1 protein-coding gene is annotated in these 442 nt (G+C 71.7%); it reads left to right on the top strand.

Annotated features, from left to right (window positions below):
* The coding region (locus ACSNOK_RS33420; protein WP_436784531.1) for a lytic transglycosylase domain-containing protein at nt 1-442 on the top strand (442 nt) is incomplete at both ends.

The raw sequence follows: 442 nt of genomic DNA, 5'->3' as shown, positions 1-442 counted from the left end.
GGGTGGCGCCGGGCGTTCGGTGGGCCTGGCCAAGGGCGCCGTGCCGGCCGCCTACCGGGCGCTGGTGCAGAAGTGGGGCAATCACTGCCCCGCCATCACGCCGGCCCTGCTGGCGGCGCAGCTCTACCAGGAGAGCGGCTGGAACCCGCGCGCCCGCAGCCCCGCCAACGCCCTGGGCATAGCGCAGTTCATCCCCGGCACCTGGGCCACGCACGGCCTCGACGGCGATGGGGACGGCGACCGGGACGTGTTCGACCCCCAGGACGCCATTCCGTCGGCCGCCTCCTACGACTGCACTCAGGCCAGGTACGTCAAGGACGTGCCGGGCGATCCCACGGCGAACATGCTCGCGGCCTACAACGCGGGCGCGTACGCGGTGATCAAGTACGGCGGGGTGCCGCCGTATCGCGAGACGCGGAACTATGTGAAGACCATCACCACC

The sequence above is a fragment of the Streptomyces sp. URMC 126 genome (assembly GCF_051386555.1).
Lineage (GTDB): Bacteria > Actinomycetota > Actinomycetes > Streptomycetales > Streptomycetaceae > Streptomyces.
Note: the sequence above shows the minus strand (reverse complement) of the source record. Positions and strands in the feature narration are given on the sequence as shown.